At 49.9% G+C, this 26,755-nt stretch carries 28 protein-coding genes and 1 pseudogene; 5 read left to right on the forward strand and 24 right to left on the reverse strand.

What is annotated here, in order from left to right; genetic code table 11:
* Positions 1-42 precede the first annotated feature (42 nt).
* The 8 genes from rapZ to cysK form a co-directional block, all read right to left on the reverse strand.
* Positions 43-945, reverse strand: coding sequence for an RNase adapter RapZ (gene rapZ / locus B0681_RS03440; protein WP_078317355.1), 903 nt, complete (start codon positions 943-945; stop codon positions 43-45).
* 62 nt (positions 946-1,007) lie between these two features.
* Complete coding sequence (gene panC, locus B0681_RS03445; protein WP_078317356.1) at positions 1,008-1,856, reverse strand: pantoate--beta-alanine ligase; 849 nt, start codon at positions 1,854-1,856, stop codon at positions 1,008-1,010.
* A 30-nt stretch (positions 1,857-1,886) separates the two neighbouring features.
* Positions 1,887-2,714, reverse strand: coding sequence for a 3-methyl-2-oxobutanoate hydroxymethyltransferase (gene panB, locus B0681_RS03450; RefSeq protein WP_078317357.1), 828 nt, complete (start codon positions 2,712-2,714; stop codon positions 1,887-1,889).
* A gap of 73 nt (positions 2,715-2,787) precedes the next feature.
* Complete coding sequence (gene folK / locus B0681_RS03455; RefSeq protein WP_078317387.1) at positions 2,788-3,276, reverse strand: 2-amino-4-hydroxy-6-hydroxymethyldihydropteridine diphosphokinase; 489 nt, start codon at positions 3,274-3,276, stop codon at positions 2,788-2,790.
* A gap of 11 nt (positions 3,277-3,287) precedes the next feature.
* Positions 3,288-5,147: a polynucleotide adenylyltransferase PcnB gene (pcnB, locus tag B0681_RS03460; protein WP_078317358.1), complete on the reverse strand. Its 1,860-nt coding sequence runs from the start codon at positions 5,145-5,147 to the stop codon at positions 3,288-3,290.
* A gap of 179 nt (positions 5,148-5,326) precedes the next feature.
* Positions 5,327-5,614, reverse strand: a complete 288-nt coding sequence (locus B0681_RS03465) for a ComEA family DNA-binding protein (RefSeq protein ID WP_228143850.1) — start codon at positions 5,612-5,614, stop codon at positions 5,327-5,329.
* Between the two features lie 53 nt (positions 5,615-5,667).
* Positions 5,668-6,471: a nucleoside triphosphate pyrophosphohydrolase gene (mazG, locus tag B0681_RS03470; RefSeq protein ID WP_078317359.1), complete on the reverse strand. Its 804-nt coding sequence runs from the start codon at positions 6,469-6,471 to the stop codon at positions 5,668-5,670.
* A gap of 77 nt (positions 6,472-6,548) precedes the next feature.
* Positions 6,549-7,478, reverse strand: a complete 930-nt coding sequence (cysK, locus tag B0681_RS03475; protein WP_078317360.1) for a cysteine synthase A — start codon at positions 7,476-7,478, stop codon at positions 6,549-6,551.
* A gap of 197 nt (positions 7,479-7,675) precedes the next feature.
* Here cysK and B0681_RS03480 point away from each other — a divergent pair, with 197 nt between their 5' ends.
* Positions 7,676-9,100 (forward strand): phosphohexomutase domain-containing protein, encoded by a 1,425-nt coding sequence (locus B0681_RS03480; protein ID WP_078317361.1) that lies wholly within the window; start codon positions 7,676-7,678, stop codon positions 9,098-9,100.
* 80 nt (positions 9,101-9,180) lie between these two features.
* Here B0681_RS03480 and B0681_RS03485 read toward each other — a convergent pair whose 3' ends face one another.
* The 11 genes from B0681_RS03485 to def all read right to left on the reverse strand — a co-directional run bounded on the left by B0681_RS03485 (position 9,181) and on the right by def (position 18,651).
* On the reverse strand, positions 9,181-10,038 hold the full coding sequence (locus B0681_RS03485) for an SPFH domain-containing protein (RefSeq protein WP_078317362.1): 858 nt from the start codon (positions 10,036-10,038) through the stop codon (positions 9,181-9,183).
* A 56-nt stretch (positions 10,039-10,094) separates the two neighbouring features.
* Positions 10,095-10,544, reverse strand: coding sequence for an NfeD family protein (locus B0681_RS03490; protein ID WP_078317389.1), 450 nt, complete (start codon positions 10,542-10,544; stop codon positions 10,095-10,097).
* Between the two features lie 158 nt (positions 10,545-10,702).
* Positions 10,703-11,914, reverse strand: a complete 1,212-nt coding sequence (locus B0681_RS03495) for an MFS transporter (RefSeq protein ID WP_078317363.1) — start codon at positions 11,912-11,914, stop codon at positions 10,703-10,705.
* A gap of 169 nt (positions 11,915-12,083) precedes the next feature.
* A complete protein-coding gene (fabF, locus tag B0681_RS03500) occupies positions 12,084-13,406 on the reverse strand; it encodes a beta-ketoacyl-ACP synthase II (protein WP_078317364.1) in 1,323 nt (440 codons plus the stop codon).
* Between the two features lie 109 nt (positions 13,407-13,515).
* The gene (gene xerD, locus B0681_RS03505; protein ID WP_078317365.1) at positions 13,516-14,439 is read right to left on the reverse strand and encodes a site-specific tyrosine recombinase XerD; all 924 of its coding nucleotides are present in this window, start codon (positions 14,437-14,439) and stop codon (positions 13,516-13,518) included.
* 10 nt (positions 14,440-14,449) lie between these two features.
* Complete coding sequence (gene tusA / locus B0681_RS03510) at positions 14,450-14,686, reverse strand: sulfurtransferase TusA (protein WP_078317390.1); 237 nt, start codon at positions 14,684-14,686, stop codon at positions 14,450-14,452.
* A gap of 24 nt (positions 14,687-14,710) precedes the next feature.
* Entirely contained in the window at positions 14,711-15,172 is a 462-nt protein-coding gene (locus B0681_RS03515) for a hypothetical protein (protein ID WP_078317366.1), read from the reverse strand.
* A 64-nt stretch (positions 15,173-15,236) separates the two neighbouring features.
* A complete protein-coding gene (ruvX, locus tag B0681_RS03520; RefSeq protein ID WP_078317367.1) occupies positions 15,237-15,713 on the reverse strand; it encodes a Holliday junction resolvase RuvX in 477 nt (158 codons plus the stop codon).
* Complete coding sequence (locus B0681_RS03525) at positions 15,713-16,267, reverse strand: YqgE/AlgH family protein (protein WP_078317368.1); 555 nt, start codon at positions 16,265-16,267, stop codon at positions 15,713-15,715. The genes ruvX and B0681_RS03525 overlap by 1 nt, the downstream gene beginning before the upstream one ends.
* Entirely contained in the window at positions 16,264-17,982 is a 1,719-nt protein-coding gene (gene recN / locus B0681_RS03530; protein ID WP_078317369.1) for a DNA repair protein RecN, read from the reverse strand. The genes B0681_RS03525 and recN overlap by 4 nt, the downstream gene beginning before the upstream one ends.
* Positions 17,983-18,132: 150 nt before the next feature.
* Complete coding sequence (def, locus tag B0681_RS03535) at positions 18,133-18,651, reverse strand: peptide deformylase (protein ID WP_078317370.1); 519 nt, start codon at positions 18,649-18,651, stop codon at positions 18,133-18,135.
* Positions 18,652-18,871: 220 nt separating this feature from the next.
* Between def and hisB the strand changes: the two genes are divergently transcribed.
* Entirely contained in the window at positions 18,872-19,465 is a 594-nt protein-coding gene (hisB, locus tag B0681_RS03540) for an imidazoleglycerol-phosphate dehydratase HisB (RefSeq protein WP_078317371.1), read from the forward strand.
* Positions 19,466-19,475: 10 nt separating this feature from the next.
* Positions 19,476-20,108 (forward strand): imidazole glycerol phosphate synthase subunit HisH, encoded by a 633-nt coding sequence (gene hisH, locus B0681_RS03545; protein WP_078317372.1) that lies wholly within the window; start codon positions 19,476-19,478, stop codon positions 20,106-20,108.
* Positions 20,109-20,129: 21 nt separating this feature from the next.
* Here hisH and B0681_RS03550 read toward each other — a convergent pair whose 3' ends face one another.
* The 4 genes from B0681_RS03550 to B0681_RS03565 all read right to left on the reverse strand — a co-directional run bounded on the left by B0681_RS03550 (position 20,130) and on the right by B0681_RS03565 (position 24,771).
* A complete protein-coding gene (locus B0681_RS03550; RefSeq protein ID WP_078317373.1) occupies positions 20,130-20,777 on the reverse strand; it encodes a 1-acyl-sn-glycerol-3-phosphate acyltransferase in 648 nt (215 codons plus the stop codon).
* A gap of 2 nt (positions 20,778-20,779) precedes the next feature.
* Positions 20,780-22,669, reverse strand: a complete 1,890-nt coding sequence (gene parE / locus B0681_RS03555; protein ID WP_078317374.1) for a DNA topoisomerase IV subunit B — start codon at positions 22,667-22,669, stop codon at positions 20,780-20,782.
* Between the two features lie 87 nt (positions 22,670-22,756).
* Positions 22,757-23,518, reverse strand: coding sequence for a TIGR03915 family putative DNA repair protein (locus tag B0681_RS03560; RefSeq protein WP_078317375.1), 762 nt, complete (start codon positions 23,516-23,518; stop codon positions 22,757-22,759).
* A complete protein-coding gene (locus tag B0681_RS03565; RefSeq protein WP_078317376.1) occupies positions 23,515-24,771 on the reverse strand; it encodes a putative DNA modification/repair radical SAM protein in 1,257 nt (418 codons plus the stop codon). Before B0681_RS03565 ends, B0681_RS03560 begins: the two co-directional genes overlap by 4 nt.
* 259 nt (positions 24,772-25,030) lie before the next feature.
* Here B0681_RS03565 and B0681_RS03570 point away from each other — a divergent pair, with 259 nt between their 5' ends.
* Complete coding sequence (locus tag B0681_RS03570) at positions 25,031-25,669, forward strand: alpha-ketoglutarate-dependent dioxygenase AlkB family protein (protein WP_078317377.1); 639 nt, start codon at positions 25,031-25,033, stop codon at positions 25,667-25,669.
* 26 nt (positions 25,670-25,695) lie between these two features.
* On the opposite strand, the gene B0681_RS03575 is transcribed toward B0681_RS03570, so the two are convergent.
* Positions 25,696-26,310: a YqiA/YcfP family alpha/beta fold hydrolase gene (locus B0681_RS03575; protein WP_078317378.1), complete on the reverse strand. Its 615-nt coding sequence runs from the start codon at positions 26,308-26,310 to the stop codon at positions 25,696-25,698.
* Positions 26,311-26,500: 190 nt separating this feature from the next.
* On the opposite strand from B0681_RS03575, the pseudogene B0681_RS10555 reads away from it, so the two are divergent.
* A pseudogene (locus B0681_RS10555) lies at positions 26,501-26,554 on the forward strand (DUF1289 domain-containing protein); the annotation flags it as partial.
* Positions 26,555-26,755 lie beyond the last annotated feature (201 nt).

Genomic DNA, 26,755 nt, shown 5'->3' on the forward strand with positions numbered 1-26,755 from the left:
TAATCAGTTTGGCACAGATGGCAAGCCACGCCCAAGGTTTAATCAGCAGCACCAGTAGCGTTTTTCACGGTGCTTGGTTTTGATCATCATCTCATCAGGCAGCAGCTTGGCAAGCCTATCTTCCACGCCCCGTGTCACATACACCGAGCGATGCTTACCACCTGTGCAGCCGATAGCAATGGTGAGGCTGTGGCGGTTATTATGCAAGAAATTTGGCAACCACTTACCCAAAAACTCGGCGATATCATCCGCCATCGCATCGACCTCTGGATACTGCCCAAAAAACGCCTTCACCGATTCATCTTCACCCGTCTGTGCTCGCAGTGTCTCATCCCAATGCGGATTGGGTAAAATACGCACATCAAACACAAAATCGGCATCGATCGGCGTGCCATATTTAAAGCCAAACGACAGCAGATTCACCGTGACCTTTGTCTCAACGCCCAGATGATCACGCACGCGCTCTTTGAGTTCATGGGTGTTTAGTAGGCTTGTGTTAATCTTTATATCAGCAAGCTGGGCGATGGGCTCGAGTAACTCAATCTCATTGTGGATTGCCTTGGGTAGATTACCTACCGTACCATTTGCCATCAACGGATGCACACGGCGTGTCGCCCCAAATCGTGCCACCAGCACTGGCTCATCTGCCGTGACATACAGCACTTTGATGGCGGATTCACCGTATTGGCGAATCAGCTCTTCGTGTACGGTTGGGAAATTAGACAAATCCGCCCCCGGTACACGCACATCAACGCCCAATGCGATTTTACGGATGTTGGTATCATCGGTCAAGCGAGCCACCGCCCCTGCCAGCAGTGATGGTGGCAAATTGTCGATGACATAATAGCCAAAATCCTCTAAAATATTGAGCACCGAGGTCTTGCCTGAGCCACTACGCCCTGAGACGATGATGATTGAAATTGGGCTGTCTTGTACCTGTTTCATGTGAAACCTTTTTTGTCATCAATTGACCAACGAATACCGCACCACGACCACAAGTCTGCGCGCTATCTTGCTTGGGCCAAATCTACTTCCAGATTATCCAACAGGCGTGCCTTGCCAAGCCATGCCGCCGCCAAAATCACCAAAGCTCTGTCCGCTTGGCTGACAGTTTGTAATTGTCGATTATAAATTTCTAGATAATCTACCACAAAGCCTGATTGGATCAGCGTCGCCTTGGCATCATCAATCAAAGCATCATAATCAATGATACTTGCCCGTGCAAGCTTGTCCGCCAATGCTTGCAATGTCTGAGATAGCACAGGTGCGACCGCTCGCTCATCGGCACTCAGATACTGGTTGCGTGATGACAATGCCAAACCGTCATCAGCTCGCACGATGTCAGCACCAATGATGTCAATACCAAAGTTCAGCTCATCATTGAGCTGTCTGATGATGGCAAGCTGTTGGTAGTCTTTTTTGCCAAAGACCGCCACATCAGGACGCACGATGTTGAATAATTTACTCACCACCAAACCTACGCCATCAAAATGCGTCGGACGGGATTTGCCGCAGAGTAGCTTGGTAATCTCACCTGAGAGCACCTGCACATTGGGCGGATAAGTCGGATACATCTCATCGACGCTCGGCGCAAAAACAAAATCTACGCCCACATCACTGAGTGCCGCCACATCTGCATCCAGCGTGCGTGGATAGCTATCAAAATCCTCACCCACGCCAAACTGTGTCGGATTGACAAAAATACTCACCACCACGACATCGGCATGGGTGCGAGCGATTTTGGCAAGGGTCAAATGCCCCTCATGCAGATTGCCCATCGTCGGCACTAAGGCGATTTTGCCTTGTGTCGCAGACAATGCAGATCGCAGCTCAGTGATGGTATGAAAAATTTGCATCAGCGTATCCTTATTGTTGTTATTATGGGATTAAAAGGTATGCTCATCGGTTGGGAAAGCTTGGCTCTTGACTGCTTGATGATAAGCAGCAAATGCCCCTGTGATATCGCCTGTCACATTGGTGCTGTCTGTCATGAAATTTTTGACAAATTTGGCAGGCTTACGAGTATAAACACCCAGCATATCATGCATGACAAGCACTTGACCGTCAGTATCCACGCCTGCACCGATACCGATGACTGGCACGCTGACCGATTGGGTTACTTGCTTGGCAAGTGTCGCTGGCACGCACTCAAGCAGTACCATCGCTGCACCTGCCTGCACCAAAATCTGCACATCCTCCAGTAGCTTGGCAGCAGCTTCATCAGTCTTGCCCTGCACCTTATAGCCGCCAAAGATATTGACAAGCTGTGGCGTCAGCCCCAAATGCACGCAAGTCGGCACGCCTGCTTGTGCCAGTACTCGTACCGTCTCGGCAAGCTCACGACCACCTTCGATTTTGACGACATTGGCACCAGCTTGCATCACAGCACGGCTACTATTGATGGCATCAGACAAAGTTGCATAACTCAAAAATGGCAAATCGCATAAAATCAGTGCAGTGCGATTGGCACGGGCGATATTGGCAGTGTGATATGCCATATCCGCCACCGTCACAGGCAGAGTCGAATCATGACCCTGCACCACCATGCCCAGACTGTCACCGACCAAAATGGTCTCAATCCCTGCTTGATCCATCGTATGGGCAAAACTGGCATCATAGCAAGTTAGGCAAGAGAATTTCTCACCTTTGGCTTTGAGTTTGTTTAGCGTGCTTAAGGTGACTGGTGGCTTGGCAGGTGTGGCAAGATAGCTCATTATTATAATTCCAAAATTGTCATTGCAAAATCTTAGCCAAAAATGGCTTGGCGATTGCTGGATTAATGGTGGTTTATTTTGCCAATTCAAGCCCTTGCCAATCTTGGGCGGCAGGTAGCTGTGCCAATGCTTGCCCCTGCACCATCAAGTCAGGCGTCAGCTCAAGTAGTGGAATCAGCACAAAATTACGCAGCATCAGCTCTTTGTGCGGGACAATCAGTCGCTCGCTATCGATCATGGCATCGCCATACAGCAGAACATCGACATCTAGACTTCGCTCACCCCAATGGCGTAGCCGTACCCGCCCTGCGCCCGTCTCAAGGCTTTGGCAAAAATCAAGCAATGCCAAGGGTGATAAGCGGGTCTTTGCCATCAATACCGCATTGACAAAATCAGGCTGATCGGTGACGCCATACGCCTTGGATGTATATAGCGATGACACCTTAACACCATCAAAATCATCACTATCTACAAACGCTGTGATGGCGTTACCGATATGCTCGGTGGGCGTGCCAAGCGCATTGCTGATATTGCCACCAAGTCCGATATAACAAATGGTCATCTGTCCATCCATCACTCATCTGCCTTCGGCTTGGCATTGGATTTGCGACGGCGGCGTTTTGGCTTGTCTGTCGCATCATCCGCCACCACAGTGGCATTGGAGTTGGCTGTTGATTGATTTGCCTTAGCTTTACTGCTTGGCTTGGCAGCTTTGGTGCGTTTGTTGCTGGCTTTTGGCTTGGACTGCTTGGCCTGACGGCGTTTTGGCGTGGCGCTTTCTTGACTGAATAAGTCATCATCTTGCGCTGCCACATCGCTTTCACTAAGTCCAGCTTCGCGCTCGATGATAGAAAGGCTTGATGATGGCTTGCGCTTACGATGGCGCGATGGCGGAATGTATGGCTCGTCATTGGCCAGCAATTTGGCAAAATCCGCCTCACTAAACTGCACTGGATCAAATACAGGCACAGGCTTAGCCGGCTCAAGCTGCGCTACTTTTAAAGATTTGGCAGCATCTTTGACCACAGCCTCAGCGCCCGGCACCACGAACAGTGGCTCAGGGCGCGTGGCAATCACCTCATCACTACGCAGTGACAGCTCTCGCAGCTGATCGAGTTCGCGGCTTTTGGCATCTTTATTGCGCTCACGGCGGCGACGCTTGGGAATGCCTGATTCGGATCCGAAATTCTCAATCATCAGCGCTTTATCGGCAGCCGATGCCTCTTGATAGGCTTGCCACCATGCGCCCATGCCATTGGTCGGCTCAGTGAGCGGATGATTGTCATGGCTTTCTCGCAGCACCAAAAAGTCAAATGCCGCGCGAAACTTCGGCAAGCGCTCAAGATTGGCGATGTCACGCACGTGTGGATTGACAAGCTTTGGCTGCAAGATCCAAATATCGCTGATAAATTGCTCGGCAAACTTTGGAATCGCGGTTTTGATGCGCTGGGCATCGATGGTTTTTTCGGCAGCTTTGAGCTGTGCTTCATAAAATGGCAAGCCACGTTTTTTGTATTTTGCCAATTGATGCAGATAATTTTCCCACAGCATCGCTGCATAAAAGAACGCAGGATTGACGCTTTTGCCCATCGCCACACGACGATCGGTATTGATCGCTACCGCTGTCATCAGCGCAGTCGGCTCATTTGGCGCATAATTCATCAAGCTGTTCATCGCGCCATGTTCAAATAGTAAAGGCAACAGCGCAGCCAAATAGCCGCCGCCAAACATCTTTTGGCTCTCGTCATACAAACGATGCGCTGATACTTGCTCAAGTAGCGCCCAATTATCCTCATGAAATTGAGCCGCCAACGCATCATCAAACTCAAAGCCCAATTTTGCCTTAAAGCGCAATGCGCGCAATAGGCGCACAGGGTCTTCTTCAATGCGTACACGCGCATCACCCAATAGGCGCAAAACCTTATTTTCGATGTCATCGAGCGCACCACAAAAATCCAGTACCTCGCCTTTGATCGGCTGATAATACAAGGCATTGATACTAAAATCACGGCGCGCAAAATCTTGCTCAATATCACCCCAGACATTATCTCGAGTAATCATACCCTCATCCGTGGTGTGCGTGTCATCCTTGGGCGGCGCACGAAAAGTCGCCACCTCAATCATCTCACGGCCTGAATACACATGAGCCAGCTGAAAACGACGCCCGATGATACGGCAACGACCGCCAAAAATCGCCTTAATCTCATAAGGTCGTGCGTCGGTGACGGCATCAAAATCTTTGGGCGCAAGGCCAAGCAAGCTGTCACGCACACCGCCACCGACGATGTACGCTTCAAAGCCTGCTTTATGGAGTGCGCCGATGACCTCGACGATGCTGTGCGGCAAGCTGCCTTTTTGTAGTTGCAGGGATTTTGCCGAATGCGTGGTACGCATGATTTTCTTTTGTTTTGGCTTTTTAGGCGATCTGCCCATGCCTACTCCTTGATGTTGGGAAATGTCCCATAAAGTTATCTTACTAAACCCTTTATTTTAACGCGTATCTGCCAAAAAAGCGAATAAAAAACACAATTTCATCACATCACTGCCCTTTTGAGGCATAGAATGTGCCAGCGCGATACGGTGGCGAACCTGTCAATTTGGCCAAACTCTGGTTAGCGAGACATGACGCTTAGGCGATGGCGATTTTTGTTTAAAGTCGCAGCACCAATGCCCTTGACATATAGCAGCTCATCGACGCTGACAAAGCTGCCATTGGCTTTACGATACTCGACGATGGCAGCTGCAGTGGTATGCCCGATGCCTGTCAATGAAGTCAGCTCGGCAGCACTGGCGGTGTTGATATTGATGATCTTGGCATGCGTGCGATCATATTCTGTTAAGGCCTCATAAGCGCTGATGGCATCAGGATAGCACTGCTTGGGCGTGACTGTGTTTGCCAATGACTGATGAGTAATACTTAATAATATCAATATGGATAGCGCGCATCTTTTCATCATAGCCCTGTTGTCTTTGCCAAATCCCACAGCCGATCCATCTCATCAAGCGTCGCATCATTCACCGATTTGTCTTGTTCGATAAGCCGATCTTCGATAAACTCAAAGCGTCGGCGAAACTTCATCACCGCTCCCAAAGTCGCCATCTCACTATTGACACCAAGCTTGCGAGCGACATTCACCAAGCTAAAGAAACAATCACCGATCTCATCACTCACCTTTTGGCTATCGATGTTTGCTTTATCCAGATAATTACCCTTGGCATCACGGATCAGCTCAGCAAGCTCGCCGATTTCTTCATATAGTTTTGCCACAGCACCATCAAGATGATCCCAATCAAAGCCGACTTTGGCAGCGGCTTTTTGGACATCTTGGGCTTGCATAAGACTACTGCCTGCATTGACATCCAAGATACGGCGTGGTGGCTTGCCTTGATTTTCAAGCGTTTTAATCTCATCCCAACGGCGTTTGACATCTTCGTCAGTTTTTAGATTTTCTTTATCAAATACATGGGGATGGCGACGGATTAATTTTTCCATCAGCTGATAAATCACATCACCAAAATCAAACTTACCCTGCTCGCAGTACAAATGTGCGTGAAACACGACTTGCAATAGTACATCACCAAGCTCGCCTTTGATATCATCCATATCACCACGCCCGACGGCTTCAGCAAGCTCATAGGCCTCTTCGATGGCGTATGGCACTAGGCTTTGGTTGGTCTGCTTGGCATCCCACGGGCAGTCTCGTCGCAGGCGCGCCATCAAAGCAAGTAAATCGGCAATGTCTCGGCTTGGGGTCATGTGATTATCCTAAAATAAAACCATCGATGGGTATGATACCACAATCGATGGTTTTTTGAGTGTTTTGCCTTGGCGGATTATTGTGCCAAATCTGCAAACAATGCGGTCGATAAATAACGCTCGCCTGATGATGGGATAATCACCACAATCAGCTTGCCTGCGTTCTCATCACGAGCCGCCAGCTCCAGTGCCGCTTTTACTGCCGCACCTGATGAAATACCAACAAGCAGACCTTCTTTGGCAGCCAACTCACGAGCCACCTTAAAGGCATCGTCATTCGCCACCGTCACAATCTCATCATAAATCTCGGTGTTCAGCACCGCTGGCACAAAGCCTGCACCGATGCCTTGGATTGGATGTGGGCCTTTTTGACCGCCAGAGAGTACCGGTGATGCTTGTGGTTCGACGGCGACGACTTGCACACTGTCTTTTTTGGCTTTTAATACTTCGCCCACCCCTGTGATGGTGCCGCCTGTACCCACGCCTGCGACCAAGATATCCACTTGACCGTCAGTATCATTCCAAATCTCTTGGGCAGTGGTGTCACGATGCACTTGCGGATTGGCAGCATTGTCAAATTGGCGTGGCATAAAATAACCATCTTGCGCGGCAAGCTCATTCGCCTTAGCGATCGCACCGCCCATGCCCTCAGCTGCTGGTGTCAGTACAAGCTCAGCGCCATATGCACGCAGCAGTGCACGACGCTCAAGGCTCATGCTCTCAGGCATGGTGATGACAAGCTTATAACCGCGCGCCGCTGCTACCATTGCAAGGCCAATGCCAGTATTGCCACTGGTCGCCTCGACGATGGTGGTGTCTTTGGTGATTTGACCTGATTTTTCGGCATCATCAATCATCGCAAGAGCAATGCGATCCTTGACAGAGCTTGCAGGGTTAAATGATTCAAGCTTCACCACCACACGAGCCTTAAGCCCTGCTGTTAGGTTTGATAGCTCAACCAGCGGTGTATTGCCAACGAGTTCGGTGATATTTTTGGCGATTTTCATAAAAAACTCCCTAGATGTGATTATTGTGCTATTAGCATAGCAAATTTTTTGATAATTTACCGCCAAATTCTTAGTCCAAAAATTGATAAACTTATGCGCAGATAAGCACTTTTGTAAAACTTTACCAAATCTAGCTACATCACAGCCTAAGTCATGCTACAATAGGTCATCATTTGTTCAACTCATTAGGAAAAATTATGAGCACATACGCCCCAATGACCATCGACTGCTTTAAGGCTTATGATGTGCGTGGCGAGCTTGGCGTCAATCTGGACGAGTCCATCGCTTATCGCATCGGCCGTGCTTTTGCACAGATTTTGGCAAATAATACCACGCACAACCGGCCTGCCATCGTCATCGGTGCAGACATTCGCCCATCAAGCTTTGATCTAAAAGCAGCCGCCATCGAGGGCATCACCGATGCTGGTGTCGATGTGATTGACCTTGGCATGACAGGCACCGAAGAAGTGTATTTTGCCACCAGTTTTTATGATGCTATCGGTGGCATCGAAGTCACCGCAAGCCACAACCCGATTAATTATAATGGCTTAAAAATGGTGCGTGAAAATTCTCGCCCAATCAGTGCTGATACAGGACTGGCTGAAGTACGTGCCTTGGCAGAAAGTGGTGAGTTTATTGATGCACCAAAAGGGCGAGTGATTGAAAAATCAGACAAAACCGCCTACATCGATAAACTGATGAGCTTTGTGGATACCGCCAAATTCACCGCCAAAAAAATCATCGTCAATAGCGGCAACGGCTCAGCAGGCCCTGTGGTCGATGCCATCGAAGCACGCTTAGCAGCAGCTGGTGCGCCGATTGAGCTCATCAAAGTGCATCATACGCCTGATGGCAGTTTCCCAAATGGTATCCCAAACCCGATGATCATCGCCAACCAAGCATCGACCCGTGATGCTGTGCTTACGCATCAGGCGGATTTTGGTGTGGCGTTCGATGGCGACTTTGACCGCTGTTTTTTGTTTGATGCTGATGGTCGATTTATCGATGGCAGTTATGTTGTTGGTATGCTTGCGGCGGCATTTTTACAAAAGCATCAGGGCGAGACCATCGTCTATGACCCACGCGTGATTTATAACACCGAACACGTCATCGAGCAGCTGGGAGGCACACCAGCGCTGAGCAAATCTGGACATTCATTCATCAAGCAAGTGATGCGTGAAACGGGTGCCATCTATGGTGGCGAGATGTCAGCACATCATTATTTCAAAGAATTTTTCTACTGCGACAGCGGTATGGTGCCGTGGCTGCTATTGATTGAGCTGTTATCAGTGACGGGCAAATCTTTGGCAGAGCTTGTCGATGACTATATCACTGCACATCCAAGTTCAGGCGAGCTCAATTTCAAGCTTGGACAAACTGACGCCACCACCATCAGCCAAGCTTTAGAGGATAAATATGTCTCACTCAATCCTGCCAAAAACACGCTTGATGGCTTAAGTCTTGACTTTGGCGATTGGCGATTTAATCTGCGTTCGAGCAACACTGAGCCTTTGATTCGCCTAAATATCGAGACGCGCGGTGATGCGGATTTGCTTGATGAGAAAGTGCGTGAAATCATGGCATTGTTAGATGCGCATGGTGCGGTGCGTGCCGACCACTAGGCCAGTTAGAAAACTCATTGATAACATACCCCAGCAAAACCCTTTGACAAGTGACAGCAAAGGGTTTTGGTTTGAGGGTATTAAGACTTAAATTTATCCCCCACCAGTCCTTTGACAGTATTGAGAATATCAGCAGGCAGTACCACAGTTTTGGCGTTGTTTGACTGCGCCATGTCATTCATCGCCTTAATGTACTGCTCACCCAGCAGATAGACCACTGGCATTTCTTTGCCGTCCATCGCTTGTGAGATCAGACGAATCGATTCTTCTGAGCCACGCGCCAGCACCACTTGTGCTTCGGCATCACGACGCGATGCCTCGAGGCGACCATCGGCTTCTAAGATGGCGGCTTGTTTTTGGCCATCAGCACGCGTCACCATCGCACGGCGTTGACGCTCGGCAGCCGCCTGCTCTTCCATCGCCAGCTGCATGGTCGCTGATGGCTTGATGTCTTGGATCTCGACAGTCTTTAGGGTGATGCCCCAGTCGGAGATGTCATCGCTGATGGCGTGCTTGAGCTGCGCTTTGATCTGATCGCGACTGGACAATGCTGCATCCAAATCCATCTCACCGATGATCGAGCGCAGTGAGGTCTGCACCAGATTGCGGATGCCATGCTCATAATTTTCGATGCCATAGACAGCGTGTTCAGGCTGCACGATGTTGATATAAGCCACGGCATTGGCGATGATCACGACATTGTCTCGGGTGATGACCTCTTGGCTTGGGATGTCAAGCACGATGTCTTTGGTGGTGACTTTATAGGCCACCGTATCCACATAAGGAATGATGAAATTCAGACCCGGCTCCAGCGTCTGATGGTATTTACCCAGTCGCTGCACGATCCATTTTTCGCCCTGGGAGACCATTTTCACCCCTTTATAAATGGTGAAAACCACCAAGGCGATCAACGCCAAACCCACAATGCTCAGCTCCATAATTTTCCCCTTATTAATCAATGATAACGATCGTGATGATCCTTTGAATTTGTGCTTTATTTTTTGGTGACGATCAGCTCATTGCCCATCACACGGGTGACGATGACGCGCTCGCCCACAGCGATGGCTTGACCATCTGCGCTGCGGCACAGCCACTCGGCAGCACCAACTTTTGGCACCGAAAAACGCACGATACCCGTACCACCATCACACACCGCCTGCGTGATCATACCGATCTCACCGATGATCACCGCGCCGCCCAGACCAGCTTTGGTACGCGTCTTGATGCGTGGCTGCACCAAGCGAAACCACAGTACACAAAACAGCACCGACAGCCCAAGCCACAGCATGACTTGTGCAAGCAGACCCATCGGCACAAGCCAAGACACCACCGAAGTGATGAGCGCCGCCGCCCCAAACCATAAGGCCGCAAAACTTGGTAAAAATAACTCAAAAATCATGAGCAATAAGCCAATCACTGCCCAATGCCATGGCTGCAATCCCATCATCAACACCCCCTTATGACGCCATCATCCAAGGCGCGCAAGATCCATCGTGAAAGTCAGCACACCAAAAAGCCGATGCGCGGCCATCGCCTCTGGCTTTATGTTGGCCGTGCTTATTAAGGATTATAAAACAGCCGTTATCAAAAAGCAAAGCGCAACTAAGCATCGATCTTGCTTTGGCTAGCTGCCCAATAGCCAAACGGCACATTGACCAGCATCAATGCTGCCATCACCATCAAAGGCAGCTGCCAGTCGCCCTGCCAAGCATACAGCTTGCCAATGATCAAAGGGCCAAACATGGCAATACTGTAGCTGACCGCCTGCACCATGCTCGACAGATCGCGCGCACTCTCAGCGCTCGTGGTGCGCAATGAGAACATCATTAGGCTAAGTGTAAATATCAGCGCACAGCCAAAGCCCATCAGCGCCGACCACAGCCCCATCACGGCAGGCAGCCATAGCATCCCAAGCACACCTGTGACATTCATCACACAGCCTGTCAGCGCCAACGCTCTGGCCGATGCACCGCGTCGCATCAGCCAAGTCAATATCAGAATCGCAAGCGGCGCCATCAGCTGAAAAACCAATGCCAGATGCGTCGCTTCTTGTAAACTTGCCCCAAATCCCATGCCGATGGATGGCAAAAAACTTGCGATGGTATAAAACAAGAATGACTGCAAGCCAAGCAGCACCGCCATTTGCCAAGCGGCTTTTTTGCGCCAAGGATTCATCATGGCAGCGTTATGCGCCATCTTTGCCGTCTTCGCTGCACCTCTATGAGCCTGATAGATGCGCCACCAAATCAGTGCCGCCACCACGCCAAACACCGCCCACGCACTCATCGCCATCTGCCAGCCGACATGGTCTGCCAGTGGCACCACAGACCATGCGCCAATGCCAGCCAGCAGCGACATACTTAGGCTAAACACACCTGTGGCCAGTGAGATGTTATTTGGGGCATATTGTTTGATGAATGGTGCGGTCAGGGCGTTTAGCATACCGATGGCAAAAGACAAGATCAGTGTGCCAAAAAACAATGCCGCCACTCCAAACCAGCTGCGCATCGCCACGCCACAAGCCAACAACAGCGTCATCAAAATCATCATCCGCTCCAGCCCAAAGCGCCGAGCCAGTACCGCCGCCACCAAAGAACCCAATGCAAATAACGGCATCGGCAGCGCGCCCAGATAGCCGATTTGATCAGCACTTAGGCCAAAATCCCGATCAAGCATCGGTGCGATCGAGCCAATCATCACCAAAGGTGAGCGCATGTTGGCAGCAGCGAAAATCAGTCCGATGACGATCAGCGCCAAAGATGCAGTAGCAGGTGAAAATGCAGAGGATTGTTGGGTGGTGTGAGAATCAGACATGGCATCTACAGTGGTCGATTGGATTGGTTATGGCAAATTTGCCATCATCAGCCTCACATTATAGTGAAAATGCCACAATTTTGCCAATGCTGCTGGCAACACCTCCGCAGCCACTTGGGGCAAAAAAAGCCTTGAGCCATCGCCCAAAGCTTTCGTGCTGGATACTAGTTTAGCCATCCCATTTACGGAACAGCAGCGAGCCATTGGTGCCGCCAAAGCCAAAGCTGTTTGATAAGGCAAAATTCACACCATCAACACGGCGTGCAGTATGGGGGATGTAGTCAAGCGTGCAGGCCTCATCAGGATTATCCAGATTGATGGTCGGTGGCAGCAGTTGATTTTGTAGAGCAAGTACAGTAAAGATCGCCTCAATCGCCCCAGCCGCGCCGAGCAGATGGCCAGTCATCGATTTGGTGGAGCTGACCAAGATGTCTTTGCCAAACAGCCGCTCGATGGCTTGACTCTCAGCGACATCACCTTGTGGCGTGCTGGTGCCATGGGCATTGATGTAGCCAACTTGGGAAGCTTTGATGCCTGCATCCTGTAGTGCCGCTGCCATCGCACGCTCAGCACCCTCGCCGCCTGCTGATGGGCTGGTGATGTGATTAGCATCATCACTCATCCCAAAGCCGACCAATTCTGCCAAGATGATCGCACCGCGTGCCTTGGCATGCGCCAGACTTTCGAGTACCAACGCACCAGCACCATCACCCAAGACAAAGCCATCACGATCCTTATCAAAAGGACGGCTGGCACGCGTCGGCTCATCGTTACGCGTCGAGAGTGCGTGCATCGCCCCAAAGCCTGACAGCCCAAGTGGTGTTGATGCTTTTTCGCTGCCCCCGACCAGTACCGCATCACAGTCACCATAAGCGATCAAGCGCGCGCCAAGTCCGATGGCGTGCGTCGATGTGGTGCAAGCGGTGGCGGTAGCAAGGTTTGCGCCTTTGAGTCCATGACGCATGGCGATCAGGCCAGCTGGCATATTGACGATCGTACCAGGGATGATAAACGGTGAGACTTTTTTGGCACCGTGTTCTTTTAGGGTGTCTCGGCTGGTCTCGATGGTCTGAATGCCACCGATGCCCGAACCCATCACCACCCCAAAACGCGTGCCATCGACATTAACAGGCAGACTATCGCCTTTGATGTCATCGATCAAGCCAGCATGATGCAGTGCCATCGCCGCTGCCACTTGTGCATAATGCACAAAAGTATCAAAACGGCGTGCTTCTTTTGGGTTTAGATAGGCTTTGGCATCAAAATCCTTCACCAAGCCTGCGATCTGCGCGCGAAACTCATCGATCGCCACGGCTTTGTCATCAAAGCCATCAAGCCGCGTGATGCCACTGACGCCTTGGGTCAGATTCTCCCAAATCTCATCAAGCTGCTGACCTACAGGTGTCAAAGCACCCATCCCTGTGATGACGACGCGCGCTTCATCGCTTTTTTCAAAGTAAGCAAGCTTGGCTGGTTTGGCTGGCTGTGTCATGGCGTATCCGTTTATCTGTTTGGTGATCAATGTACTAAGTTTTGGTAAATGGTTTTATCTTAGCATGATTTTTCCCAAAATTACAGTTTACAGATGTATTTTTTTAAGATTAGCCACGCGGATGATGCTTAGCATGCAAACTTTGGAGTCGCGCGGTGGCGACATGCGTATAGATCTGTGTGGTGGACAAATCACTGTGTCCAAGCAGCAGCTGCACACTGCGCAGATCAGCGCCATGATTGACCAGATGTGTGGCGAAGGCGTGTCTGAGCGTGTGCGGTGAAATGGCCGTGCTGATGCCTGCGATCAGGGCGTATTTTTTGATCAAATGCCAAAAATTATGCCGCGTCATGTAGCCGCCTTGTTCGGTTAGGAACACCGCTTGGCAGTCTTTTTGGCCAATCAGCAATGATCCACGCACCGATAAATACTCTTGTAGCGCCGCTTGGGCATAGTCGCCAAGTGGAATCAGACGCATCTTATTGCCCTTACCTGTGACCGACAGCCAGCCTGCATTCAAATTCAGCTGCGGTAAGGATAAGCCAGTCAATTCGCTGACGCGCAAGCCGCATGCATACAGCACCTCAAGCATCGCCTTATCACGCAGCCCAAGCACGGTGGTGGCATCAGGCGCGGCCAATAAAGCGGTCACTTGCGCCTCGGATAAGGTTTTTGGCAGTGCTTTACCGATCTTTGGGGTTTTGATCGATTGACAAGGATCATCATCGCGCATGCCGTGATCGATTTGCCATAAGAAAAACTGGCGCAAACTTGCCAAACTGCGTGCGATCGAGCGTTCGGATTTATCGGCGGCTTTTAGCTTGGCCAGATGCGCCTGCACATCGACACTTTGCCATTGGGTGATGGGCAGATCCGATAGACGCAGACACAGGCGCAGATCTTGGCTGTAGGCATTTCTGGTGGCGGTGGACAGACCGCGAGACAGCATCGAGGCGCGAAATTGGCTCAGATACTCTGGATCATCGTCATAGATGACCGCGCTGTCTTTTCTGGGTGTAGTGGATTTGGCCATCGAGTCAGACTTAGGCGAGCTTTTTTTGGATCAGATAGCGATAGCCATCATCGAGCGCCTCTTGGCTGATGAGCGTATGGCCCAGATGGCGACAAAAATTGGGAATATCACGCGTGGTGGCAGGATCGGTGGCCAATACCTCAATGATCTCGCCTGCCAAAGCCGTACGCACCGCTTTGTGCAGCAGCATCACAGGCTCAGGGCAGATCAGCCCTTGGGTGTCTAAGGTGTGGTGAATCGTGGTCATCATTTACTCTACTATTTGGTTAAGTCATACATCAGGCATGCTTTTGGCTTTTTCATCCAAAAAACTCAAAAACTTTTTTAAATTCACCCGAAACAAAAACGGCATCCCAAACCATGCAATCATCGCCAAGAACAGCGCCATAAAAAACACCGTATCCGCGCCATGTCGCAGCCCCCAAGACAGCGCAAAAGCCAGCGTCAAAAGGCCAGTTGCCAACACAGTCAACAAAATGGAGAAATCCACCACCCGATAGCGCATCAATAAAAACCAATGATACAAGCTCATCGGTATGGTGATCGCAATCAGTGCATAAGGCAGATAATGAAATGCATAATATACCCAAGCGCTGTCTTTAAAGGCGGCAAGGCTTGCCAATGTGCCAAACACACAAAAGCAAGCGATGGCGAGCAATCCTAAGCGCACAGTCAGATTGGCTTGGTGGATGGCACGGCGAAATTGGGCGCTGATCAGAGCATGATGCTGCATGAGTCGGTTTCCATGATTGATAGACAAAGGATATCCCAAGCCAGATGGCTGGTAGGCACAAAATTCAGTCTTTATGCGTCGGCTTATGATCGTTGACAAATACCGCAAACTTAGGCTGGCGATAATAGCTGTCAATCAGCAAACACGCGGCGATATCATCGATGGCATCTTTGGGTGATGAGATCCATCCTTGTTCCCACGCAGTCTGTCTTGCATCGTTTGAACTTAGGCGCTCATCATAAGTGAACACCGATACCGCTTGACGGCGCTCAGCCAAGCGGTGCGCCAAGCGTCGAGCGAATTTGTGCGCGCGTTTTGAGATCATCGATTCGCTGCCGTCCATGTTTAATGGCAGCCCAACCAGGATCTGATCAATGCCCCAATGCTCGATGATGCCAAGCAAATTATCCCAATCTGGCTGACCATTGTCCATCGCCAAAATGTCAAATGGACGCGCATCCCGCGTGACGCTATTGCCCAGCGCCATGCCCATTTTTTTGACGCCATAGTCCAAGGCCAAAATCAAACTTGCTTTTGTCATTATGCATATCCAACACTGCTGATCAATCGATTTGGATCGATGCCAATTTTCTCATAACATGCCGCCAGACGCGCCTCAAACGGCGTAGAAAATAGCGTCGGCAAATCGGCAGCGCACACATGCCAATCACCTGCTGCCAGCTCCGCGTCCAGCTGCCCTTTGCCCCAATTACAATAACCCATGCACAGCAAATAATGGCGCAGACCATCATAAGACAGCTGAGTTAAGATGTCCTTACTGGTGGTCAAACAGACATTTTCGGCGATGGCAAATGAGGATTTATAATCAGGCTGCCCTGTATGCAAGATAAACCCTGCCTCAGGGCGCACAGGCCCGCCATCGAGCGCAGGCGTGCTCATCGCCGCTGCTGTTACAGGCAAATCCAGCTCGCTCAATAGGCCGCCGACGCTGTTCACCAAAGGCTGATTTATGATAAATCCCCACGCTCCCTCTGGTGTGTGCCGACAAATATAAATCACCGCACCCTTAAAGCGCTCATCTGTCATCTGCGCACTGGGAATCAAAAAATGATGGATCAAATTGGCTGCACTCATGACTGCCTCGCTAATGGCTCGGTGTTGGCGGTCAGCTCATCGGCATGGCGAATGTCATCGAGCAGACTTTGGACATGGGCGCGCGTCGCTGCGGTAATATTCACCCCGCCAGACATGCGCGCCAGCTCATCGATCTGTGCCTCGCCGCTGATCACTTGCATGTCGCTGGTGGTTTGTTGGCCATGTTCTTTTTGTACCAAAATATGACGATGCGCGGCGGCGGCAACTTGCGCTTGATGGGTGATCGCCAAGAGCTGCTGATGCTTACCCAATGTACGCAGCAGCTCACCGACCACCTGCGCTGTGCCACCGCTGATGCCTACATCCACCTCATCAAATACCAAAGTCGGTCTAGAAGCACCACCATCGCCTGCAGCCATCACCTGCATGACCAGTGCCATTCGCGACAACTCACCGCCCGATGCGACTTTGTGCAGAGGTTGTAGCGGCATGCCCACATTGGCACTGAATAACAGCGCGATGTCGTATGTGCCATGCGCATTGTATTGATCGCTAGGTTTTTTATTGAAGGCAAATTCACAGCGCGCATTGGGCAGTGCCAACGGCAAAAGTCTGGCCTCCAAGCGCTCACAGATGTCAGGTGCTGCCGCGACGCGTGCTTCATCGAGCGCGCCTGCCGCCGCCAAATACGCTGCATAAGCCTCATCGACCTTGGCATCCATCGTGTCATTATCAGGCAAGGCATCCAGCATATCAAGCTCTTCTTGCCAACTGGCAGCATCAGCGATCAAGTCAGTGATCGGGGTGTGATATTTACCAGATAAACGATGCGCCAGACTCAGCAAAGTATTTAGCTCATCAAGCCTTGCCTCATCAGGCAGCTCGCGTTCGGCAAAGTCAGACAGCTTGGCAGCAGCATCATGAATCTGCTCTTGGGCGAGCGCCAAAAGCTGACTGCACTCGCCAAAGGTCTTGCTGGCGCTGGCGTGGTTGTCACAAATGCGCATCGCACGGCCAAGCAAACTTACGACCGATGGCGCATCATCGTCATTATCGAGCACCGATGCCGCCTCCATCGCCTCACGCATGAGGTTTTCAAGATCGGACAGCTCATCATATTCAGCTTCGATTTCCTCAAAATTCACCGATAGCAATGGCTCGATGTCGCCAAGCTTGGCAGATAATAGCGCCATGCGATCGGCGCGCTGTGCAGACTGACTGCGCGCTTCATCGGCTTGTTTTTTGATGGCTTGATATGCCAAAAAAGCTTGCTTGGCTTGCTGCTTTTGGACATCCAGTGCTGCGATGCGATCGAGCCAATCAATGACAAATTGTGGCTTTAATAGCTCAAGTCCAGCATGCTGAGAGTGGATATTCACCAAAATCGCCCCAAGGCTCTTAAGCTCGCTGATGCTAGCTGGTACGCCATTGATCCAAGATTTGGAGCGTCCTTGGCTGCTGATTTTGCGGCGGATCAACAGCGTATCTTCGTCAAGCGCGCGATCATGCTCATCGAACCACGCTGCCACCTCGGCATTATCCGCGACATCAAATTCCCCAAATACCGTCGCCTCATCGCAGCCGTGACGCACCATACCGCTGTCAGCTCTCTCGCCTGCACACAGCGATAATGCATCCAAAATCAATGACTTACCTGCACCAGTTTCGCCAGTGATGACATTAAAACGCCCATCAAAGCCGATTTCTTTTGCCTCGATGAGTGCCAGATTTTCCAAGGTGAGTGATATGAGCATAGTCCATCTCTAAAATGCGCCAATTTTTTATCATAATCAAAGCCGTGTTATTTGACAATGATAAAAATGTTATCGGCGCGCATCATTGAATGATCGCCTACGAAAATAAAAGCCATTTACTCAAAAAAGGCAAATGGCTTCAAACAGCGATCAGCGCTTCTCTCGGGCTTTTAGCACTTTTTTGACCTTATCACGGGCGCGAGATTGCTTGAGTGTCGATAGATAATCAACAAACAGTTTGCCATTTAAATGATCCATCTCATGCTGAATGCATACGGCAAGTAGCTCATCGGCATCGATGCTAAATGGCTTACCATCACGATCCAGCGCTTCGATTTTGACACGGGCAGGACGCTCGACTTCGTCATAGACTTCAGGTACAGACAGACAGCCTTCTTGATACGGCTTAGTCTCATCGGTCAGTGGGGTGATGACAGGATTGATAAAGACCTGCGGCTGTGGGTCTTCGCCATCTTTGGCCAGATCCATCACAATCACCTGTACATGGCGATCCACCTGCGTCGCCGCAAGACCGATGCCGCGCGCATCATACATGGTCTCAAACATATCTTCAATTAAGGTTTTGATGGTCTCATCAACGACCGCCACAGGCTGTGCGATGGTGCGCAGGCGTGGGTCAGGATAAGCCAAAATCGGTAATACTGCCATAATTTGTCTCGTTGTATTTCTTAACTTGTCTGAAAAAATAAACCGTCTATTATAGCGAAAATGGGGGCAAAAGCAAAATCTACCAGCCCATTTGCCAAAGTTTTTCGCAATTTTTATCATTGATTTTATAAAATCATCAATTCATGCATCTAGCAGTTGGCAAGGTGGGTAATTTATGCCAAAATATTGCTTTGTTTAAAAAGTTAGCAAAGGATCACTTATGAACGCCCGCACCGCCACCATCACCCGCAACACCGCCGAAACACAAATCAGCGTCAGCATCAATCTAGACGGCACTGGTCAAGGTGTGCTCGATACGGGCGTGCCGTTTTTGGATCATATGCTCGATCAGATCAAACGCCACGGCTTGATTGATCTGGATGTCAAATGCGTCGGCGATACGCACATCGATGACCATCACAGCGTCGAAGATGTTGGCATCGCCATCGGTCAGGCATTGAAGGCTGCTTTGGGCGACAAAAAAGGCATTCGCCGTTATGGACATTTTTATGCGCCACTTGATGAGAGCCTAAGCCGTGTGGTGGTGGATATTTCAGGTCGTCCAGGGCTGCATATGGATGTGCCATTTACCCGCTCGCACATTGGCACGATGGATGTCGATTTGTTTTCAGAGTTCTTTTATGGTCTTGTCAATCACGCCTTTATCACGCTACATATTGATAATCTAAAAGGCAAAAATAGCCATCACCAAATCGAAAGTGTCTTTAAGGCACTGGCTCGTGCGCTACGCATGGCGGTTGAGTACGATGAGCGCGCTCTGAACCAACTGCCATCCACCAAAGAATTGCTATAAGGGGAAAATCATGACTGCCCCAAAAATTGCACTGCTTGATTATGGCGTGGGTAATCTGTATTCTGTGGCAAATGCCCTGAGTGTCGCTGGTGGTGATGTCGTCATCACAAGCGACCCAAAAGTCATCCAATCAGCGGATAAAGTCATGCTCCCTGGTGTCGGTGCGATGCGTGATGCGATGGCAAATATGGTCGCACATGGCATTGATGTAGCGGTCAAGGATGCGCTGGCAAATAAGCCTGTGATGGCCATCTGTGTCGGTATGCAGGCGATGTTTGATTATTCTGAAGAAGGGGATGTGCCATGTCTTGGTATCATCAAAGGGGCGGTGCGTCTGTTTGATGAGACTTGGGTCGAGAATGGTCATGCGATCAAAATCCCCCATGTCGGCTGGAATCGTGTCGATGCTGATACTGATCATGAGTTGTGGGATGGCTGCAATCATGAGCATTTTTATTTTACCCACAGTTATTACTGTGACCCTGTGGCAGATGACAATCTGATCATCGCCACCACCGAGTATGGCGAGCAATTTTGTTCAAGCATCATTCGAGACAATCTGTTCATCACTCAGTTTCATCCCGAAAAAAGCCACAACGCTGGGCTAAAACTGTTGTCAAACTTCATTAAGTGGCAGCCTTAAGCAAGCGGCTCTTACCAAAAATTAGGGCAGCTTAAGATCTTGTAGCACCTGCGCCATCTGTGATGGGTGGCGACCTTCGATGCCGCGATAGGCCGACAAGATCACCGCCAAATCCGCCTGATAATCCCCCGTCGGATAGCACACCTCCAAAAACCGCACTGTCTTGGTCGGATAATCCAGTGCGACAGGGATAATCGGCACACCTGCACCCATCGCCAGATAATAAAAGCCTGTGCGAAAGCTGTCGGTATACTTACGCGTACCTTCGGGCGCTAGTGCCATAAGTAGCGGTGCACCTGTGGCGAAGCGGTCGATGTTGGCCTGTAATACCGAGCCTTTTTTGTCACGGTCGATGGCAATCACTCCCACCCATGTCAAAAACTGCGAGAGTATCGGCACAGAGAACAGCTGTTTTTTGCCCATGACCTTGATGTCCAGCCCCAAAGCAAGCATGGTCAAAATCGCAGGCACACCATCGACATTGGAAGTATGCGGTGCACCGATGATGACCGCTTGGGGCACATTAGGCAGTTTGCCAAGCAGTCGCCAGCCTAGCAAGGATAAGAGCCTACGAGCAACTTTGGTGGCAATCGGACGATGACGACGCGGCAACAGCTTACCCAAATCATCATAATCGAGCTTGGCTAATGAGCAGGCTGCACCCTTCATTGCTACACCGCCAATTCTGCCAAATCGCCCTTGGTCTCAAGCCAGTGTTTGCGGTCGGCAGAGCGTTTTTTAGCAAGTAGCATATCCATCACGCCATTGGTGGCACTGATGTCATCCAAATCCAGTCGCACAAGCTTACGAGTGTCAGGATTCATCGTCGTTTCTTTGAGTTGACTTGGATTCATCTCACCCAAGCCCTTAAAGCGGGTAATTTGTGGTTTTTTGTTGCCAACCTTAGCAAGCACCTGTTCAAGCTCTTCGTTATCGAGTGCATAATACACTTCTTTGCCCGCATCGATACGATAGAGCGGCGGCACAGCGACATATAGATGACCTGCTTCAATCAGTGCAGGAAAATGCTTCACAAATAACGCACAAATCAAAGTCGCAATATGCAACCCATCACTATCAGCATCGGCTAGGATACAGATCTTATCATAGCGTAGCTCAGATAAATCATCACTAGCAGGATCGACACCGATGGCGATGGCGATGTCGTGGATCTCTTGGCTCGATAGCACCGTATCGGACGATACTTCCCAAGCGTTCAAAATCTTACCACGCAGCGGTAAAATTGCCTGAAACGCATTATCTCGAGCCTGCTTAGCACTGCCGCCTGCCGATTGACCTTCGACCAAAAACAGCTCCGAGCCATCTTTTAGGCGACCACGACAATCCCACAGCTTACCTGGCAAGGCAGGGCCTTGGGTGATTTTTTTGCGGGCGACTTTTTGAGCGGTGGCAAGGCGACGAGATGCCTTAGAAATAGCAAGCTCGGCGATGGCTTTGGCACTGTCGGGGTGCTGGTTGAGCCATAGGCTAAAGGCATCTTTGGCAAGCGTCTGCACCAGTGGCGCTGCTTCTCGGCTAGACAGCCGCTCTTTGGTCTGTCCGCTAAATTGTGGCTCGACGAATTTGAGCGACAAAATATAATTCACCCCATCCCATACATCTTCGCCCGACAGCTTGACCGAGCGTGGCAATAGGTTGTGAATTTCACAAAATTCTCGCAAGGCTTCCAAAATCCCCGTCCGCAGGCCATTAACATGCGTACCACCTTGGGCAGTGGGGATCAGATTGACATAGCTTTCTTGGATTGGTATACCACCCTCTGACAGCCATGAGATGGCAAAAGTCGCTCCACCGCGTTCGCCCTTGGCAGGCTCAACGCTATAATAAAATGGCTCTTCGGGTAGGCAAGGCATCTCCCCAAGTTGCTCAGTCAGATAACCGACCACACCATCGACGAACTGCCAACTTTCGTTGTCAGCTGGATCCATTTCATTAATAAAATCAATCTGCAAGCCTGCTGACAGCACCGCTTTTGCCTTTAGGGTGTGCTTGAGCGCTTTGATGGCAAATTTGGGATGATCAAAATACTGGCCATCCACCCAAAACTGCACTTTGGTGCCACGCTTTTTCTTATTCGATGCTTTATTGGCAATCAGTGGCGTCACCGCATCACCATGCTCGAACGCCATCGTATGCTCTAGCCCATCACGCCATACAGTGACTTCGACACGGGTCGATAATGCGTTGACCACACTGATGCCCACGCCGTGCAGACCGCCTGAGACTTGATAGTTTTCGGTGCTAAATTTGCCACCTGCATGCAAGCGAGTCAAAATCAGCTCAACGCCAGACTGGTTGAACTCAGGGTGAATATCTGTCGGCATCCCACGGCCATCATCTTCGACCGACAGCGATCCATCAGCGTGCAAGCAGACGATGATGTGGCGTGCATAGCCTGCCAAGGCTTCATCGACGGAGTTATCAATGACTTCTTGGGCAAGGTGGTTGGGGCGTGTGGTATCCGTGTACATCCCAGGGCGGCGGCGGACAGGCTCAAGCCCTTCTAAGACTTCTAAGTTTTGTGAATTATAATTGCTCATGATTACAAGTGTTGAAAAATTTTTCCCATTGTACACCAAAGCCAAACCTTTGGGAAATCGGATTTTATCACAGCCATCGATGACTGATCAGATGGCTTGTTTTTCGGTGAGGTAGCGCCAGTATCGCTTGGGCATCTGCTGGATGTGATGCCTAAGATTCTTACGCTCAGCGATGGTGACATGCTTAAAATAAGTCTGCCACAGATGCTGATAACGCGCCTCCACTTCGTCATGATGCTTTTTGGGTTGTGCCAAAATGAACGCATCCACATCGACCACCTCAGTCAGCTGCCTTGTCTGTTTATCATAATAAATGCCAAAATAACGCTTTTCATCAAAAATCAGCCAGCTTTGGTCAGCGAATCGGCGCGCAAAGAAACGCCCAATCAGCGGCAAGACATTAAAATCAGGGCTGACTTTGGCAAAATACACCCCACCGACCATCAGCTCAAAGCGCACAAAGGCTTGCATACGATGGCGCTCACGGCCGACGATTTTGATGGCGCGATGAAAGCTTGCCACCGATGCATCGGTGTGGTGATTTAGGATATTTATTTCAGGCTGTTTGATCTTTTGGCGGATGATGTGATAAATGTGCGTATAAATATCAGGCTGTTCAGATAAAAACGCCCATAAAATCATATAATTATCACGGCCAAATAATGCTTTTAGCTTATTCCAAACACGCTCAGACTTCTGAGCGCTGGTATTAATGTCGACATGCTCTATCAAAAAATCTGGCACAAAATCACGGCGCGCAGTGATCGCACTTACCGCATACGACTGTGCGTACGCCTCGAACACCGCTGTCAAAAACCCATCAAAGCTGTCATCAAACACCAAATTCATGCAAACAAATCCAGCTGAGCGGCTTTGCGAAATTTACTTGAGGTATCATTCAGCACGATTTGGCGAAAATCATCCTGCTGCAAATATTGCAGCGCTGGATTGGGCGCACGAAACGCCACAAAGTACTTGGCGCGGTTGGTCGCAACGCCAAATTTTTTGAGGTCATCTAAGGTCAGCGTGGTGAATTTGCGCGCTTGGACGATCTTTTTGGCACTGCGCACACCGACGCCTGGGATGCGCAGAATCATCCGATACGGCGCGGTCTGTATGCACACAGGAAAATGCGCCTTGTTGCGGATCGCCCACGCCAGTTTCGGATCGCATTCCAAATCCAAAAACGGATTGTCCCGATCCAAGATCTCATCGGCTTCAAATTGATAAAAGCGCATCAGCCAGTCGGCTTGGTAAAGGCGGTTTTCACGCACAAACGGCACTGGCGTATCTTTGGTTGGCAAACGACTGTCCTCAAGCATCGGCACATAGCCTGAATAATACACCCGTTTAAGATCATATTGCTGATAAAAATGGCTCGATAAGCGGATGATCTGATGGTCGTTTTCATTCGATGCGCCGATGATGAACTGGGTCGATTGACCTGCTGGCACGAATTTTGGGGCGTGCTTGTGGGTTTTTTGGCTGTCTTTAAAAACGGCGATCTGCGTTTGCACCGTCTGCATCGGCGCTTTCATGTCATCATGGTTCTTCTCAGGTGCCAGCAGCGCAAGGCCTGAGATGGTCGGAATTTCCATATTCACCGACAAGCGATCGGCATATAAACCCGCTTCTTTCATCAGCTCATCGGATGCACCAGGGATGGTTTTTAGATGAATATAGCCATGAAAACGGTGCGTCAAGCGCAGCTCTTTGGCGACGCGTACCAGCCGCTCCATCGTGTAGTCGGGATTTTTGAAGATGCCTGAGGACAAAAACAAGCCCTCAATGTAGTTGCGACGATAAAACTCCATCGTCAGATCCACCACCTCTTCGACCGTAAAGGCGGCGCGCTCCGTGTCATTGCTACGGCGCGAGGTGCAGTAGGCGCAGTCATAGATGCAGTGGTTGGTGAGCAAAATTTTTAGTAGCGAGACACAGCGGCCATCTTCGGTGTAGCTGTGACAGATGCCTGATTTGGAGGAATCACCAAGGCCGCCGCTGTTTTTGCGATTGCCGCCGCTTGATGAACATGAGACATCATATTTGGCAGCATCGGCCAAAATGGCCAGTTTTTTTGAAATTCTGTCGTAATTGATCATATCAACTATATTATCTCAATACTCTCTTAATTTATCTTACACTCTTAAATAAAATTTGGGTCTATCACTAAGCCTGCGACAAGGCGCTATCCATCTTAAATTATAACAAAACTACATCCAAAAGATAGCAGCGTATGCCTGAGTTTTTTGGGAATTTTGTGTTAAATTTTACCAAAGCGTATTACAATGTGATTGATTTTGATCACTGCTTACAGATCAGCGAAAAGGCGATGTATCGCCGATAAAAAAGGACAAATCCATGTCGCAACACGACTTATTTTCACCCTTAAACTTAAGCATCGATCCGACGGTGGCTAATCTTTTGCCTTATGATGGCATTGTGCAGGATTGTGGGGTGATTTTTAGGCAAGACGATGCCGATGCTTATTTTGATGCGCTGTACGATGGGATTGATTGGCAGCATGATGTCCTCAAGCTCTACGGCAAAACCATCACCACTGCAAGGCAAGTAGCGTGGTATGGCGACGATGGCGTGCAGTATCGCTATTCAGGCAGCACACGCACCGCTTTGCCTTGGCCTGAGCCGTTATTACAACTCAAAGCTGCGATCGAAGCAAGGCTGGCAGCGATCCATCCTATCAGCTTCAATGCCTGTTTATTAAATCTGTATCACGATGGCAGTCAAGGCATGGGATGGCACAGTGACGATGAGCCAAAGCTGGGGCAGATGCCGATCATCGCATCCTTAAGTTTGGGCGCCACCAGAAAATTCGTACTGCGCCACAAATCCAGCAAACAAAAGATCGAGCTTTCGTTAGCACACGGGCAGCTGATCGTCATGCGCGGCAGCACTCAGCGCTACTGGCAACACGCCTTAATGAAAACCACCAAAGTGCAGCAGCCACGCATTAATCTCACCTTTCGGCAGATACTGTGATCGGGACTGATGATCAAAATGAGTGATCATTTGGCAAGCTGATTCACCCAGTCGATCACGGTGGCGACCTGCTGATCATAATCACTGATACGATGATCACCGCCTGCCTGTGCCAGCACGCCTGCGCCTTTTTGGGTATAAAAATCTTTAGTCGCCTGAGCATCCAACAGCTCATCGCCCAGCTTTAAGAGGACTTTTAGGCGATCTGGATATGCCGCCTGTAAACGATGGTCATCAAACCACGCCAGATCCCCATAGACGATCTGCCATCCGCCTGTGGTGGTGTAGATCACCGTATCTGCTTGCAAAGCCTGTCCACCATCATCAGCAAAATTATCCTGCAAAAATCGGCGAAAGCTAAGATCTGGGCGGATGCTAGGATTAAGCAATACCGCAGGCACGCCGGTCATGTCCGATAATAGATTGGCAAAATAGCCGCCCAAGCTCGACCCGACCAATACCGTATCCACACCATCGCCGATCAGCTGTGTCAATAACGCCACAACTTCATCAGGCGAGCGGTTCAAATCAGGGCGGATGACAGTGATGTCAGGATGATGCTCTTGGCAATAAGCATCGGTGATCTGAGCTTTGATGGCATTGCTGTCGCTGTCAAGTCCGTGTAGATAAATCAATCGCATGGGCGTTTCTCTATGTGTTCAAATGTTTAAAAAAATCATTGCCTAAGCATCACTTCTTAGGATATATTAACAACCAAACCATCTTAACAAATTTTTTGCCAAAATCTAAGTAGTTTTTGGCATAAGCTATCGCATCATGTCGCAATTTGAACTATTTGGCATCGACAGCCCTTGCATCGGTGTCTGTACGATGAATAAAAAAGGCTATTGTATCGGCTGTCTGCGTAATCGGACAGAGCGACAGGCGTGGCATCAGATGAGCGATGATGAAAAGCGAAGAGTCATTCTGCTCATCACACGCCGAGCCAAACGTATCCGCGATCATCGAGCAAGTAAACGAAACGGAGAATCTATGGCTATAGAACAGTTGGGAATGTTTTAATAACTCAGCCGCTTATATCCACCACAACAAATCCTTTATTCTAACCAACAAAAAACCCCCTCA

Origin of the sequence: Moraxella porci DSM 25326 (genome assembly GCF_002014855.1) — a bacterium.
GTDB classification, from domain to species: domain Bacteria; phylum Pseudomonadota; class Gammaproteobacteria; order Pseudomonadales; family Moraxellaceae; genus Moraxella; species Moraxella porci.

Coding starts and splice junctions, on each gene's coding strand:
- folK (WP_078317387.1), bottom strand. CDS start 3,276: ATGACCATTTGTTATATCGGACTTGGTGGCAATATCAGCAATGCGCTT.
- B0681_RS03495 (WP_078317363.1), bottom strand. CDS start 11,914: ATGTCTGATTCTCACACCACCCAACAATCCTCTGCATTTTCACCTGCT.
- pcnB (WP_078317358.1), bottom strand. CDS start 5,147: ATGGGCAGATCGCCTAAAAAGCCAAAACAAAAGAAAATCATGCGTACC.
- B0681_RS03570 (WP_078317377.1), top strand. CDS start 25,031: ATGTCGCAACACGACTTATTTTCACCCTTAAACTTAAGCATCGATCCG.
- B0681_RS03525 (WP_078317368.1), bottom strand. CDS start 16,267: ATGAGTGCAGCCAATTTGATCCATCATTTTTTGATTCCCAGTGCGCAG.
- tusA (WP_078317390.1), bottom strand. CDS start 14,686: ATGACCACGATTCACCACACCTTAGACACCCAAGGGCTGATCTGCCCT.
- parE (WP_078317374.1), bottom strand. CDS start 22,669: ATGAGCAATTATAATTCACAAAACTTAGAAGTCTTAGAAGGGCTTGAG.
- panC (WP_078317356.1), bottom strand. CDS start 1,856: ATGCAAATTTTTCATACCATCACTGAGCTGCGATCTGCATTGTCTGCG.
- hisB (WP_078317371.1), top strand. CDS start 18,872: ATGAACGCCCGCACCGCCACCATCACCCGCAACACCGCCGAAACACAA.
- B0681_RS03480 (WP_078317361.1), top strand. CDS start 7,676: ATGAGCACATACGCCCCAATGACCATCGACTGCTTTAAGGCTTATGAT.
- ruvX (WP_078317367.1), bottom strand. CDS start 15,713: ATGACAAAAGCAAGTTTGATTTTGGCCTTGGACTATGGCGTCAAAAAA.
- B0681_RS03560 (WP_078317375.1), bottom strand. CDS start 23,518: ATGAATTTGGTGTTTGATGACAGCTTTGATGGGTTTTTGACAGCGGTG.
- hisH (WP_078317372.1), top strand. CDS start 19,476: ATGACTGCCCCAAAAATTGCACTGCTTGATTATGGCGTGGGTAATCTG.
- panB (WP_078317357.1), bottom strand. CDS start 2,714: ATGAGCTATCTTGCCACACCTGCCAAGCCACCAGTCACCTTAAGCACG.
- B0681_RS03575 (WP_078317378.1), bottom strand. CDS start 26,310: ATGCGATTGATTTATCTACACGGACTTGACAGCGACAGCAATGCCATC.
- def (WP_078317370.1), bottom strand. CDS start 18,651: ATGGCAGTATTACCGATTTTGGCTTATCCTGACCCACGCCTGCGCACC.
- B0681_RS03550 (WP_078317373.1), bottom strand. CDS start 20,777: ATGAAGGGTGCAGCCTGCTCATTAGCCAAGCTCGATTATGATGATTTG.
- recN (WP_078317369.1), bottom strand. CDS start 17,982: ATGCTCATATCACTCACCTTGGAAAATCTGGCACTCATCGAGGCAAAA.
- B0681_RS03565 (WP_078317376.1), bottom strand. CDS start 24,771: ATGATCAATTACGACAGAATTTCAAAAAAACTGGCCATTTTGGCCGAT.
- fabF (WP_078317364.1), bottom strand. CDS start 13,406: ATGACACAGCCAGCCAAACCAGCCAAGCTTGCTTACTTTGAAAAAAGC.
- B0681_RS03485 (WP_078317362.1), bottom strand. CDS start 10,038: ATGGAGCTGAGCATTGTGGGTTTGGCGTTGATCGCCTTGGTGGTTTTC.
- mazG (WP_078317359.1), bottom strand. CDS start 6,471: ATGACCCCAAGCCGAGACATTGCCGATTTACTTGCTTTGATGGCGCGC.
- cysK (WP_078317360.1), bottom strand. CDS start 7,478: ATGAAAATCGCCAAAAATATCACCGAACTCGTTGGCAATACACCGCTG.
- B0681_RS03490 (WP_078317389.1), bottom strand. CDS start 10,544: ATGGGATTGCAGCCATGGCATTGGGCAGTGATTGGCTTATTGCTCATG.
- B0681_RS03515 (WP_078317366.1), bottom strand. CDS start 15,172: ATGCAGCATCATGCTCTGATCAGCGCCCAATTTCGCCGTGCCATCCAC.
- xerD (WP_078317365.1), bottom strand. CDS start 14,439: ATGGCCAAATCCACTACACCCAGAAAAGACAGCGCGGTCATCTATGAC.
- rapZ (WP_078317355.1), bottom strand. CDS start 945: ATGAAACAGGTACAAGACAGCCCAATTTCAATCATCATCGTCTCAGGG.